This window comes from Caballeronia sp. TF1N1 (genome assembly GCF_022878925.1).
Taxonomy (GTDB): Bacteria; Pseudomonadota; Gammaproteobacteria; order Burkholderiales; family Burkholderiaceae; genus Caballeronia.
In genome coordinates, this window is sequence record NZ_CP084627.1 from 233109 (window position 1) to 246477 (window position 13369).

Annotated in this window: 10 protein-coding genes and 1 tRNA gene; 3 read left to right on the forward strand and 8 right to left on the reverse strand. The window is 57.2% G+C overall.

Annotation, left to right across the window (positions count from 1 at the left end):
* Positions 1-184 precede the first annotated feature (184 nt).
* The 3 genes from rpoD (at position 185) to LDZ28_RS15100 (ending at position 5628) form a co-directional block, all read left to right on the forward strand.
* The gene (rpoD, locus tag LDZ28_RS15090) at positions 185-2245 is read left to right on the forward strand and encodes an RNA polymerase sigma factor RpoD (protein WP_244829191.1); all 2061 of its coding nucleotides are present in this window, start codon (positions 185-187) and stop codon (positions 2243-2245) included.
* Between the two features lie 125 nt (positions 2246-2370).
* A tRNA-Ile gene (locus LDZ28_RS15095) sits at positions 2371-2447 on the forward strand.
* Between the two features lie 1231 nt (positions 2448-3678).
* Entirely contained in the window at positions 3679-5628 is a 1950-nt protein-coding gene (locus tag LDZ28_RS15100) for a M23 family metallopeptidase (protein ID WP_244829192.1), read from the forward strand.
* A gap of 526 nt (positions 5629-6154) precedes the next feature.
* Here LDZ28_RS15100 and LDZ28_RS15105 read toward each other — a convergent pair.
* From LDZ28_RS15105 to LDZ28_RS15140, 8 genes are all read right to left on the reverse strand, one after another.
* The gene (locus LDZ28_RS15105; protein WP_244829193.1) at positions 6155-7855 is read right to left on the reverse strand and encodes an AAA family ATPase; all 1701 of its coding nucleotides are present in this window, start codon (positions 7853-7855) and stop codon (positions 6155-6157) included.
* A gap of 473 nt (positions 7856-8328) precedes the next feature.
* The gene (locus tag LDZ28_RS15110) at positions 8329-9633 is read right to left on the reverse strand and encodes a site-specific integrase (RefSeq protein WP_244829194.1); all 1305 of its coding nucleotides are present in this window, start codon (positions 9631-9633) and stop codon (positions 8329-8331) included.
* Positions 9609-9821 (reverse strand): excisionase family protein, encoded by a 213-nt coding sequence (locus LDZ28_RS15115; protein ID WP_244829195.1) that lies wholly within the window; start codon positions 9819-9821, stop codon positions 9609-9611. The genes LDZ28_RS15110 and LDZ28_RS15115 overlap by 25 nt, the downstream gene beginning before the upstream one ends.
* Positions 9822-10027: 206 nt before the next feature.
* Positions 10028-10297 (reverse strand): hypothetical protein, encoded by a 270-nt coding sequence (locus tag LDZ28_RS15120; protein WP_244829196.1) that lies wholly within the window; start codon positions 10295-10297, stop codon positions 10028-10030.
* Complete coding sequence (locus tag LDZ28_RS15125; protein ID WP_244829197.1) at positions 10294-10590, reverse strand: hypothetical protein; 297 nt, start codon at positions 10588-10590, stop codon at positions 10294-10296. Before LDZ28_RS15125 ends, LDZ28_RS15120 begins: the two co-directional genes overlap by 4 nt.
* Before the next feature lie 66 nt (positions 10591-10656).
* Positions 10657-11751, reverse strand: a complete 1095-nt coding sequence (locus tag LDZ28_RS15130; protein WP_244829198.1) for a recombinase RecT — start codon at positions 11749-11751, stop codon at positions 10657-10659.
* A gap of 9 nt (positions 11752-11760) precedes the next feature.
* Positions 11761-12651, reverse strand: a complete 891-nt coding sequence (locus LDZ28_RS15135; RefSeq protein ID WP_244829199.1) for a PD-(D/E)XK nuclease-like domain-containing protein — start codon at positions 12649-12651, stop codon at positions 11761-11763.
* Complete coding sequence (locus LDZ28_RS15140) at positions 12638-12940, reverse strand: DNA-directed RNA polymerase subunit alpha C-terminal domain-containing protein (RefSeq protein WP_244829200.1); 303 nt, start codon at positions 12938-12940, stop codon at positions 12638-12640. The genes LDZ28_RS15135 and LDZ28_RS15140 overlap by 14 nt, the downstream gene beginning before the upstream one ends.
* Between the last annotated feature and the right edge of the window lie 429 nt (positions 12941-13369).

Sequence of the window (13369 nt, forward strand, 5' to 3'; positions counted from 1 at the left end):
GGCGCAAGGGAAGCGGCTGCTATCGTGGTGAAGGGCGTTTGACGAATTCGCCGTGATGAACCGCGACGGATTCAACCGCGATGGCGCCCCGGGCAGGGCACGCAGGACGATGCAGCGTGCGCATTTGGTATTTACGGTTCCATCGGCTGTTGTCCAGCAGCCGCGAGTCGAGACTAAAGCCTGTATGGCGAACTCCATGACGAAAAAGCTGAACGATGTACCCGTCGAAGACGACGCAACGCAAACCGCGGAGCCCACCGCCGCGCCTGCGGCGAAGGTCGAAAAGGCCAAGGCTCGCGACCGCCGTGCGAAGGAAAAGGCGCTTCTGAAGGACGCGTTCGCGTCGAGCGCGCCCGGCACTGTCGAGGAGATCGAGGAGCGTCGCTCGAAGCTTCGCGCGCTCATCAAACTCGGCAAGGAGCGCGGTTTCCTCACGTATGCCGAAATCAACGATCACCTGCCCGATAACTTCACGGAAACCGAGGCGATCGAAGGCATCATCAGCACGTTCAATGACATGGGCGTGGCGGTGTACGAGCAGGCGCCGGATGCCGAAACGCTCCTTCTGAACGACAACGCGCCGAACGCTTCTTCCGACGATGAAGTCGAGGAAGAAGCCGAAGTCGCGCTCTCCACCGTCGACTCCGAATTCGGCCGAACGACCGACCCGGTGCGCATGTACATGCGCGAAATGGGCACGGTCGAGTTGCTGACGCGCGAGGGCGAAATCGAGATCGCGAAGCGTATCGAAGACGGCCTCAAGCACATGGTCATGGCGATCTCCGCATGCCCGACGACCATCGCCGACATTCTCGCGATGGCCGAGCGTGTGCAGAACGAGGAGACGCGCGTCGACGAACTGGTGGATGGCCTCATCGACCCGAACGCGGAAGACACCGACGGTTTTTCCGAACAGGAAGCCGAAGCGATAGAGACCGAGGACGTAGAGCAGCAATCGGACGAGGAAAGCGACGAGGAAGAGGACGACGACGATGGCGCGGCGCAAGCCAGCGCGAACGCCGCCCAACTCGAAGCGCTCAAGCGTCAGTCGCTCGAAAAGTTCTCGCTCATTAGCGAATGGTTCGACAAGATGCGGCGCGCCTACGAGAAGGAAGGCTACAAGTCGAAGGCCTATCTGAAGGCGCAGGAAGCCATTCAGACCGAACTCATGAGCATCCGCTTCACCGCGCGTACCGTCGAGCGTCTGTGCGACACGCTGCGCGCGCAAGTGGACGAAGTGCGCCAGGTCGAGCGGCAGATTCTGCACACGGTCGTCGACAAGTGCGGCATGCCGCGCGCGGAGTTCATCACGCGCTTTCCGGGCAGCGAGACTGATCTGGAGTGGGGCGACAAAGTAGTGGCCGAAGGGCACGACTACAGCGCCGTGCTCGAGCGCAATATCCCCGCGATTCGCGAGCAGCAGCAGCGTCTTTTGGACCTTCAGGCGCGCGTCGTGTTACCGCTCAAGGACTTGAAGGAAACCAACCGTCAAATGGCGGCGGGCGAACTGAAGGCGCGTCAGGCGAAGCGCGAGATGACCGAGGCGAATCTGCGTCTCGTGATTTCGATTGCGAAGAAGTACACGAACCGCGGCTTGCAGTTCCTCGACCTGATTCAGGAAGGCAATATCGGCCTGATGAAGGCGGTGGACAAGTTCGAATATCGGCGCGGCTACAAGTTTTCGACGTACGCGACATGGTGGATTCGTCAGGCCATCACGCGCTCGATCGCGGACCAGGCGCGCACCATCCGCATTCCGGTTCACATGATCGAAACGATCAACAAGATGAATCGCATCTCGCGGCAGATTCTGCAGGAAACCGGGCTGGAACCGGACCCGGCGACGCTGGCCGAGAAGATGGAGATGCCGGAGGACAAGATCCGCAAGATCATGAAGATCGCGAAGGAGCCGATCTCCATGGAAACGCCGATCGGCGACGACGACGATTCGCATCTTGGCGACTTCATCGAAGATACGAACACGGTGGCTCCCTCCGATGCCGCGCTGCATGCCAGCATGCGCGATGTCGTGAAGGACGTGCTCGATTCGTTGACGCCGCGCGAGGCGAAGGTGTTGCGGATGCGCTTTGGCATCGAGATGAGCACGGACCACACGCTGGAAGAAGTCGGCAAGCAATTCGACGTCACGCGTGAGCGGATTCGGCAAATCGAGGCGAAGGCGTTGCGCAAGCTGCGGCATCCTAGCCGTTCGGACAAGCTCAAGTCATTCCTGGAAGGGAACTGATCGGATCAATGGGCTTGTAATGGAAGGCGTTGTGAGGCAAACTCGCAAACCTTCAGTTGTTGCGCAACGTTTGTATTAGAGAAAGCGCCGCCATGGCGCTTTCTTTTTGCCCTCTGCTTTCAAAAGGGCCGGAAGCTTAACTGGTATAAGCTGTCGACTCATAATCGACCGATAGTGGGTTCGAGCCCCACCCGGCCCACCAGCATTCATTCAAATTATCAAACGGTTGGCGGTTTGCGTCCCTGATGAGGGGCTTTTGGGGGACACTCCGGGGACAGTTGCGGGGACCATGTGGGTCACAATGCCCACTAGACCCCTTGAACGCTCGCCTCATTCAGCGTACCTCTGCGCCGCTTTGCCGTGCATCCCTTCCTGTGCGTTCGACGCCTTGTGGGCGAACACCTTGTTATCCCAAAAACAAACCAGCCGACAACGGAAAGTAGAGCCGCCGAAATATGGCATTTCCGCCAACGAATGGTGTCAGGGATTGCGTTCCACAACGTTTCGCCCCCGGTGATGATTTCGCGGATCGACAGAGATCATTCACGGACACTAAAGTTTGGGGCCACTTGCTGCTATTTTCTACAATTGCATCATCTGGTTCAACAACGGGTGCCGATCCCCAAACGGCCACGTCGTAGGTCCGTTGTCGACCCACTTCGGTCGGATGGCCCGCTCTAAAGCGGTCACTCAGTCGAACAGCATCTTCCGAGCTGGAACACCATAAAGCGGACGCTGGCGACCTTACCCAACGGCCATGAAGGGACGTTCGTGAGATGGGTCGCTTAGGACGTTTAGACGACGGGACTATTCCGCAAACGGCCGTTCAATTGTCAACAACTAGCGTCGCGTAATGAGCTTTAGCGGTCAGCGTGTTGCCAACCTTCTAGGCATAGCCCGGTGGTTCTGGTCTGCCGATTTCCACCAAAGCTGCTGGGAATCTGAACATGGATGTGACCGGGCCCGGCCAGCGACGGGGCTCGAATAACTAAACGCACCGACGCATGAATGTTTAGACGTCGCATCAAACGGTCATCACGACGCGCTTACCTCGCACGGATCATCTCGACCGCACCCGGTGAGTGCGTCGTCGCTCCGCTTGCGACATTCTCTGAGAATCAAAGGCGAAAACGACCTTCGTTTGGGCCGTCAGCACTAACCATAGATCCACTGCGATGCATCGGTCCCGCGCCTTCGTGGATGTACGTCAGGCAAGACCGAGACCCCAAAAACAATGTGTGCCACCGCACATTAGTGTCAAGATCAATATTGCACATACATGACACCTGCTTTCAAATCGCACACAGGCAGGTCTGCCAGATGCAAGATGAACGCTCTCGATGCGTATGGCGCAGTCCTTTAGATTCAAGCTTCGCGAATAGAGTGGATAACTAAAAAATCCGTAACGAATCTGAAATATAAGGCGCTGTCCCATGACTTATACCAAACTCTTGGTTTCGTGTACGCTATGCGCCCTATCTGCTGCCTGCGGCGGTGGTACAGATTCGACGGGTGATTCGAGTTCGTCTCCTTCCACACCTTCCCCTGATGTGCCAACTACAACGCAGCCCAAGCTCACCTCCACGAGTACTATTCCGTCGACTGGTGGAAGTGTGCAAATAGATAAACAGGTTTCTATTGTTGTCGGAGGCAGTGCGCTTTCTAAGGATGCTTCAATTGTCCTAACCAGAGGCATCGATGAAGAATCAACAAATACATTTATCGCTGGCACTTCAAACTTCGGCATTTCTAACGCCGACGCGACAGTTGTGAAAGTCGACGTTGCGCCGGCGGAAGCGGTAACCGGCACGATGACGGCGAAGATCATCTTGCCTGATGACATTCTGGCCGACGCCGCAGCTGGTAAAACGATTGTCGCTTTCACGCAAGGCCTCGACTCGTCGGACGACCCGGATAAGAAGGAAACTCTGGACCAATTCGACATACTGAACGGCGACTTCGACGCCGCAGAAAAAAGTCTCACGGTCAATTTGCCCGTCACTGCGTTCGACCCGTCCCTTGCTGATTCTGGTCACGTGGCGGCCACACTGCGACTTGTGGTCCTCACCGACGACGATCGAGGAACCGACGCTTCGGTAAAAAGCAATCAAAAAGTTGCTTTGACGTCCCACGCAGATGTTAGCCCATCGGATTGTCCGGGTGATGCGTCCTTTGCCGCTCCACTGCAGTTTGGACGGAAAAGTCCGGCTTCGGGCGGGGCAGTAGCTTTTTACGATCCGACAGTAGCAGGCGTCGTAGGAACATTTTCGGAACCACGTCAGTGTAAAGAAAGCGACCGTACTACCAAAAAATTCCTTCCCGACGGTCAACCTGACATGAGGTGTGGCCATCAGGGCATTGATTTCTTCGCCGATGCAGAAACGCCGGTTTATGCAGTCGCGGATGGCTACCTGGAATCAGTCGGAGACGAAAACTACAAATGCGTGGACCCCAAGGGATGGAAGCCGTTGAAGCCTACAAAGATAGGTTCAAAAACGGATCCACAATATCGCCTAACGTTGGCTTTAACAGATGCAAGCGGCAATGTTACGGGACGCGTTACATATCGACATTTGACTCCGAACAAACTTAGTCTTGGATTGGATGTTCCGACATGCTACGAATTTGACAAGACGTCCAACACGAAAGTGTCGGTTAAAGCAGGTCAGCAAATTGCCGTCAGTGGCTCTTCCGGTGTGTCAGGGAGCCCTCATCTGCATTTCGAATGGGTACCAGGACATGTCCGAAACCAGCCTGCGAAAGGCTATAGAAATCCACTCTGCAAACTTACAAGCGTCTTCTACAGACTGAAATTTGATCCGGACTTCTCGAATCTCTTTTATGGAGATCACGATCTTCACGGGCAATTTCCTATCGGCGTGCCGCATGAAGACTATCAATCAGATACCCAAGGGTCAGTTAGATACTGGGTCCGTCGCAACGCCCTTTCTCGGTCGCCCAACGTGTGCAGCACAACTGCTCCATATCCGTGCGATCAAGGGGGAAAGGGGTTTTTCCTGTCGGCGCTGTTAAATGCCACGACGGGTTCGTCTTGGCCAATAAGCGATGACCTTGTTACTCGATCCGACGGCGAGATGGGCGCCCTAGAATTCACTTCGGATAACAAAAGTCTTACTGCACTCAGCAATCCGATGAGTCTTGCCGGAACGTCCGACTACTACACAAAACCACCGACAACAACATTTGATTCATTTTACTTTAACGTCCCATGCAGCGGAACTGTTCGCTATCACTATGGGGTTTCCGTTTTCCAAGACATGAAAAGAACGTCAAGGGTGTCATTCGCGGTAGCTGAAAACGGAATAATTTCCAACACGAACAGTACAAGTACCGTTTGCGCGCAACAGATAGCGCAACAGTGATTTGTGTTTCTGGAAATACTTTTGTGGAAATGAAACTCCTATACGGAAAATACTGCATGCGCGGCACCAAATGCGCCATGATCGCGGCAATGAGTGTGCTGACGAGGGATGCTCATGTCGGGCAGCGCGATGTCGCCACTGTCTGCAAACCGCCACGTTGCCAGTGTGAGACTCTGTCTGTCTAGGCCGTCGGCTATGGCCGACGACCCGCTAGGGGACCAGCAGGATCGAGCGGAGGTTGTACCTCGCAAACGGCCATTAGGGGCGTGTCGAGCGACCGGCAGTTGCGGGTCGGGATGAGCCCCTCCGAGCTACGAACTCATCGCCGCAAAGCGTTCAATGGTGTCTGGCTGCCCGACAACGGCCACTCGCCAACGCGAAGCCCCGACCCCAAGCCGCCATTCAGATCACTGCACCAGCAGCGGCCGCTCACGAGTTAGTATGAGACGTCCGACTGCGCGTGTCGTCTCTACCTCCAGCCCGCGAGGACGCACGCCAGTAGCGTCTGCCAAGCAGCGGGGACCTGTCAGACGATAGTGCCCGAAGGCTCCGCGACCGCAGGGTCTTCAGTCGGCTTCACAGGTATCTTGTCCTTAAAATCGCCGAAGTACGGTCGCACGGCTTCCCGAATCGCGTGCACGCCATCACCGCTCGCAATTCGCAGCACGAGCGCCGGAAGCTCCTTATTTGCAAGGCCAATCGTGGCTCCGATTTGCGAGGCCAACGATTTTCGATTGTAATATTTAAGTAGTCCGTTGTAGTCGTTTTGGGAAATCAACGAAACAAACAATCCCTCTGTTTCGGAATATAGAACGGAAACATCAATGTCCGCTACCGTCTGCTTGACCGCGTCGTCGAGGGCACCCGGACCCTTCGCCTTAACGTCGAAAAGATTCAAACGATATTTGATCTCGGCGGCAACGCGCATCGAAACCTGCGTCTCGAGTTCCGCGTTCAGACGTTCGAAGGCGAGTTTGACGATCTTATCGAAATCAATCTGTGCATCTCTTGCCAAGCGCGTCGAGCAGAGCGCTAAGACTTCCCGGGTGCAAAAGAGATTTTCGACTTCTGCCACGTCGAGCACATGGATGCCGTCCTTTCCAAGTGCCTGTATTTCTTCATCGCCTCGCCGGTCACGGTCTATAACGCCTACTATGTCGAGGTGATGAAATTGCTTGTTATCTCGAAGCGCACGGACGCCTGCGATAACGGCACTGCAACTGCCTCGTGGCATTACAAGGCACTCAGGTAGAAGCGCACGATACAGAGCAACGTCGTGGCTGCCGTTGTCGCCTTCGACGAACACGACCGGTTTGCGACTTCCCATGATTTCAAGTAGCAGGTCGTCCGGCATGTCGTCAACGTCGTCGATTGTGGCCCAGTCCCAAGATGCGCCGTCGAAGCCTTTCAGCCAGAGCTTCGTTGCCGCAACCTGCGAAGCAGCAAAGTCAACGTCATGTGTTATGTAAACGAAAAGACAATCTGCCCGCAAGTTTTCAATCGCATTCCATAAGGGCGATTGCAGCGATTTATGCAGATGAACTTCCGGCTCGTCTACGATGATGATTCCGCTCTTTGGAGCTGCCAGACATTGACCAACCAAATAGAAAAGAACGCGCTCGCCGTCGCTCATCTGAGAAGCTTTGTAGGGCGTGCCGTCAGAGTTTGCGATCTTGGTATGTAGTTCTGCTCCGCCGAGCACCAGTTCGCGATGGGGTAAAAGCGTCTCCCACAAATTTTTGATCTGTTCAAGCTTCGTAACTGGCGGGGGTATTCGTTTTTCAGATAGCCGTGAGTCAGCTAGGTACTTCGCGCTCACGTCGGCCTGCTCGGAAAACAGGTAAACCATCAATTTAGGGAAATCGTTAAGTATGTGAACCGGCCCATTGCTGGCCCAGCGGTTGCCCAACTTGTATCCTGCGGGATTTTGGTTCTCCGTCGCCTTGCCATAGCCGTAGATTAAATCGGACTCTGCAATCGTGAGAGAAATAAGCTGCGAGCTATCGGGCATGGTCAACGATCTTTGTGCAGATACACGAAGCGTTGATTCCTTCTGCGGCGAATATAGATCGATCCACGTGCCCAAACGGGTCTTCCCGCTACCGTTCGCGCCTACAATCACCACCGACTTCTGTACGTCAAGGGCCGTGCACTTATCGGCAGGCCATTCACTGTTTTGGTCAAACGCCACACCGGCTTTCGGCAAGACGAACGTTCGCGATTGCATCCGTATCTCCTCTGTGCTGTTTCGCATGGGCAGGAAAACTCTGGGGTTTCAATTTAATTTCCTGTAACGGAGGCATCGTAACCTCTTACGGATGTCCCAATGGAATCGGCAAGTCGAGAAAGCTCCAAGAGGCGATTTTCCTCCAGCCCGCGGAATGAATGGCTGGTTTCTCAGAAGGAGCAGTCCCCACGAGCGACCTAGCAACGGCGAAGGTGAACGACTGTTCGTGGCCGGATTGAGGCTGTGCCCTCGGCAATTTGCGCGCCGCAAAGCGGCCATTCAGCGACAGGAAACGGGAGCTTGGTTGGTCGAACTGGATGCCGCTCTCGACTGGCGGCTCCTGGCCGAGAACTGCCAAAGTCGGACGACGTCCATTGCCACTTTTTCAGCCGCTCACGGATATCGATATAGCCGTTCGCGCTCGCTAATCGGAACGGGAGTGAATATGTGAATTTCGTTGCTTCAATAAGCGGCTACGATAATTTTGCGTTCCGCACGGCAATTTCGGACACGGTAAGGGCATTCTCCAATCGCGCCATTTCCAGATCGTTCTGGCTGCCATCGATCCATTTCGCGTAGGTCCGCAGGAACATCTCCACGGTGTGGCCGAGTTGGCGCGCGCAGAACGCCGGCGTCATGCCGGCCATCAGCATGCTGGTGGCATATGAATGGCGCATGTTGTAGGGGCGGCGATAGCGCAGCCCCAGGCGCTGCAGGATGCGCGCCCAGTACACGCGCTGGAACGCCTCCTCGCTATGCCATGGCTTGCCCGAACGCGGGTCCTGGTACACCCGCCCGCCTGCCACTTGGGTAAAGGCACGCTGGCGCTGCAGGGCGGCGTGTGCGCGGCTATTTAGCCGTACGAGGCGTGCTTCCGCCGTCTTGGTGCGGTTTTTCTCTTCGCCCGCCACCAACACACGTTCGACGGCGATGGTCTTGTCCTTGAAATCCACGTAGCGCCATTCCAGCCCGTTGATCTCCGACGTGCGCAGCCCCGTCCAGAACCATAGTTCGATGTAGTTGTGAATCTGAGCATCGACGTTGGCAGCCTCTGCGATGATCGCTTCCGACTCGTCGCGCGAAAACGGATCGGTGGGTTGGCGCTGGTGCTTGGCGCGCGGGACGGCTTCGGCGAGGTTGGTGGCGATGAGCTGATCGGCGCAGGCGACCGCCAGCGCCAGTCGCAGCACGGAAACGTAATTGTTGATCGTCTTGCCGGAGAGTTCGCGACGGCTGGCGATCGCTGTGAGAATGTGCGAGAGTTTGAGCGAGGAGAGCGCCAGTGTGCCCATCGGATGCCCGCGGTTGTCGCACGACGAGCGGCTCCAGAACTTGACCGCGGCGTCGTAGCCGATGCGTGTGGATGTTTCAATGCGCGTCAAATCGAGCCATTGCGTGAGCCAGGCTTCGACGCTGAGCTCGGTAGGCGCTCGCTCCCTTGTTTTTCGCTTTGTGGGCATAGGCTGCTTGGACCGTTCATTAGGCGGCTGTAGCGCCCCTACGCGCGCCTGCGGGGCCGGCATCGACGCTGACACCGGCTCCAGCACGGGCGCAAGCGCCTCGTCATCAGGGAAATACTCGTCCATGCTGAAGTTGCCGATCTTGATGCGCCCGCAGATCTCTGCGATGAGCCGATTCGCATACTTGATGTTCGCCGGCGTCGGTGGCACCGCTGCGCCGTCGACCATGAGCGTGCGCCTATAACGCACGCCACCTGCAGTGAAGCTCAGGCGAATGGAGGCTGCGCGGACTTCTACGCCCCCTGTCGTTCTACCCATTTCTGATACCCCGTCAATGAAATAAAGATGCCGCCATCTGGTGCGCGGCGGTATTCGCGTCCTTCGAGCCACTTGCCTTCCTCGATCTTGCGTCGGATGGCTTTCACAGAGAGCCCGGTCAGGGCGGCGGCCAATGGCACCGTCACGTAGTGCGCGGTCTCGGTGGTTCCGGCTTGCAGCGTACGCATGGTGCGTATTCCTTATCGTGTTAGAACCGCGTTCTCAGAGTCCGTTTCCGTGTGGGTGAGCCGCGGCGCACTGTAGCGTCGTTTGCCACGAACAGCCACTGACAAATAGACTTCTCGCGAGTGTGGCGTTTCGTCGGCAGGTTGAGCGAGGTCTCCCAAGAACGGCTTGACGTCTTGGCACGCAATAGGCTCTGCGTTGCGGTCGTCTACCGAGCTTTGTCCGAGCACCGGCGCAGGGCGGCTTGTCGCAGGTAGCCCATGCCGGCGCGAAGATGTTCGAGATCACGCTCGACCTTGCGGATGCTGCGCCAGTCCGAACTGGTCACCGAAACGATGATGAAGTCGCCCGTGCCTCGGTGACGCACGCGCACATGATGATCGGTCCGGGTGATCTCCAGATTCGGATAGCGCGCGAGCAGCTTGCGCATGTTTTTGTTTGGGACGAGGCGCTTCATGATGGTGAGTTGCTGGCTCAACGTGTATTGGACCGAGATGCGGAGACGTCGATCACATGAAGCGAAGCGCCGTGCAGCGCCTTGCGAACGATCGGCTGGATGCCGAAGTCCCGCACCTCGCGACAGATGCCGTCGAAAGCGATCTGTGCTTCGCGAGGCGTTGAGGCGTTGCTATGAATCGCGTGAACGAAATCGATGACGCAGGCCGCACCCAAATAGAAGAGGGTTTCGCACACCTCGCGTTGGTCGTTGGGGATGGGAGGGTGCATCGTGTATGCGGTGAGATCCTTTGCCAGCGTCGCGAGCGCTTGCATAGCGTTCTCCTTTTAACGTGGGCGGCCAATGAGCACGGGCCGCGACGCGTGTCGACGTCTTCCGTGTCAGGCGCCCTCGCCGGGCGGTTCGGCGTCGTGTGCAGCCAATGCCAGGTCCGTATTGATCTGCTCGGCCAGTTCGTACAACTCGTCACGCTGACTCTCGTCGGCGAGTGAGTCGATTAGTTTGGAGGCGGCGGCGAGCGCCGCGAGGTCCTTCGCCTTGTTGAGCCGTTCCGCAATTTGGGCGTAGGTGAGCGAGAAGGGTGACGACGTACTCTGTGACTCGTGGACTTCGTCTGGGCCATTTGGGCTCAAACGTGTGCCGCGCGCTGCTTTCGGCGCCCCCACGGCCTGCCTCTTCACGGGCGCATCAAGCGCCGGTCTTGACGTCGATATCGCCTCCACAGAGGCAGCCGTTTCGCGGATCGTCGCGTTGATCGCCGACACCGGGTCGATGACTTCGGGCACGGGTGCGAAGTGCTGAGCGTCGCGTGCATCGTCGCGCACGAGTACCGCGCGCGCGGTGGCCGACATCGGCAGACGTTTGCATAGGCGCTTGAGTACACGCACCTTTGCCATTTCCTCGGTCCAGTTGTGCCAAGGTGTGTCGTCGGACCGCGCCTGCGACAACTCGCGGAATCTCTGCACCTCGCGCCACGACATCGCCTCGAAGTAGACGCCGCCGTCCTTAGTGCGTGCGAACGCATAGATCAGCAGTGGCTGCGCATCGGACTGCGCGAAGTCTGGACGGTGCTGGAAGTGCTCGCCATGCTCATCTACGAGATAGTCGAAGCGGTCGGCGCTCGTCACGATGTGCGCGCCCAGGTCGAGTAACTCACCCGACTGGCGCACGAGTTTCACGAGGCCCCATACCATCGGCTGCCACGACGCGATATAGCAGTTCGCTCGTTTGTTGAAATACGGCACGATCGCGCCTTCCCGGCCATCAGGCATGAGTCCATCCTCGGCGGCTTCCATACACGCGGCCAGCAGGCTGGTTCGATCCGCGGCGGCGAGTTTCTCGTTCGCGCTCACCGCAGTCAGCACAATCCGGCAGAAGCCACCCAGATCGATGTGTTTAGGCAGGACAAGTTGCAGTTCTTTCTGTTGCTTGTCGAGGTCGCCGCGGAAGGCTGCGATGTTGGCATTGACGGACATGACATCTCCTCAGACTGCATCGAATTGCAACGCCCACTTCGGCAGACGCAGCGGCTCGATCGTTTCGATGTAGCCTTGCCACCGACCGGTGCGCAATGCCGCGGCATAAATTGAGGCGGCGCGATCGGCCAGATCTCCGCCGAGACGCAGCACCTGGCTATCGATGACGTAACAACGCAAGCCGAAAGGCGGGTCGGTCTCGATGGCGATCCAGGCGAAGAATGGTGGTGAAGCGTGGAGCGTGTGCTCGACCGCGCGCCAATAGTGCGCGGCCTGGGCGTGGTAGTTCAAGTGGGCGACTGACCGCGCGAACGCCGTAGGCGCCGCGTCTGAGGTAGTCTTTAAGTCCACCACGCCATGATCAGCGCGGACCGCATCGACCCGTGCCTTGCACGGGATGTCAAACTGATCGTCGGTCCAAAATAGCGAAACTTCACTGGCAATGTCGTCGAGCAAGAGTCGCGCGCCAGCGTTGGCCCAAACGGCGTCGCGAACGCGCTGCGCTCGATTGAACTCCTCTTGTTTCAATGGCACGCGACCCTTCAGATTCGCTTCGAAGTCGGCCCAGATGGCCTTGTCGGCGCTGGAGCGCCGGTCGCAAGCCGGAGCGATCGAAACGGGCGGCTCCCGGTGAGGTTCGAGCACGAGCGCATGGACGACAGTGCCGAAAGCCATGGCGGCCGTCTGCGTGTGCGGTGCCTTGCGCCAAACGTGATAGTGGGCCGGCGAGCGTAGCAACTTCGAAATGCCGGAGGCGCTCAAGGCATCACGCGCGTGATAGTCGACGGCCGTCAGATCATCGTAGCGGCCGGCCAGCATGTTCGCAGATACGTTAGCGTGGGCCGACGCCGGTGCGCTTGGATCGTGGCTCAGATCTAGATCGGTGTCAGATGTGCTCATTGCCGTCTTGATCCAGTGATAGTGAACAGCTGCCGAGGGCGGCTGTAATTGCCACGATCGAGCCGTGGCCGATTCCGGGAATCAGCAGCAGTTCGTGTTCGCTCAGTTCACAAAGTCCTCGAACGGATCGCACGCCGGCCCGGCGCAGCGAGTGCAGCGTGCGCGGCTTCAGTCCAAGTGCGCGTAGCGAGCGCGTCGCATGTACGCAGCTTGTCGCGCTCGAAGACACGGCGTCGACGCCGTGACCGGAAACGTCGGAAGTGCAATCGAGTTTGAAGGGGGGCTGCATCGCGAGGAATCCGAAAGCAAGAGCAGACACAGCGCACAATAGAAAAACGGCAGCGCTAGCGCAAGAGCAATTTATTCGAGTCGCAAAATAAATGATTCGGATGACGAATAAAACCAGAGTTAGTTTGAAAAGCAATTTTTTGTCAGAACGCTTGAGACACCGACGAAAGAGCCGGTTGAAAACAAGATGCGTGTTCTGTTGGTATCTGAGGAAATCACCTCGTTATCGGGATAAATACTAAGAGGCCGTTTCGTGGATTTCAACGGTGCCTTCACGCCACTCGAAAGCGTCTTAATCTGTACCGCAGCGGATCATCTCGTATCAAGCTGACTTATCTAAGCTAATCCGCACATCGGAGGCTCAATTGGAACGCTAATTGAAATGATCGTTCGATTTCGTCATCGTTACGGCTCGAAACCGTATCGTCGC